This window comes from Corallococcus sp. CA054B (assembly GCF_003611625.1).
Taxonomy (GTDB): Bacteria; Myxococcota; Myxococcia; order Myxococcales; family Myxococcaceae; genus Corallococcus; species Corallococcus coralloides.
On record NZ_RAVY01000430.1, the window covers coordinates 1 to 511 of the forward strand.

A 511-nucleotide genomic window follows, 5' to 3' on the forward strand; every position below is an offset into this window, starting at 1 on the left:
CGCCCGCGCGCACCGCGCCTCCCGCGCAGGCTCCGAACCGGGGCGCGTCGGGCAACGCCACGCCGCCGACGCTCTACCCGCCGGGAGAGCGTCCTCTACCGCCGCCGCAGCCCGTGCCCGTGCTGATGCCCGTGGGTCCGGCCGGCACGTCCGCCGCCGCGCCGCAGGGCTCCGCCCAGGGTGGTCGCCCCGCCGCGCCCGGTGCGTTCGCCACGCCGCCGCAGGCCGCGGGCCGTCCCGCCACCCCCGCGCAGCAGGGTCCCGCGACGCAGGGCTTCGGAGGCCCGGGCACCGCGCAGGGCATCTCCGCGACGCAGGGCTTCGGCGGACCTGGCACCACCGCGCAGGGCGCGGGCACTCAGGGTCCCGCGACCCAGGGCTTTGGCGGCCAGGGTGCTCGACCGGGCACCCCCGGTCAGGGCCCCCAGGGCACGCCCCCGGCCGCGCAGCCGGCACAGGGCCCCGCTCGACCGGGCACCACCGTCCAGAGCGCGCAGGGCACGTCCCCCAC

General features: G+C 81.2%; 1 pseudogene. It reads left to right on the forward strand.

Features of this window, described 5'->3' with window-relative positions:
- Positions 1 to 511, forward strand: a pseudogene (locus D7V80_RS41180) (FrgA protein); the annotation flags it as partial.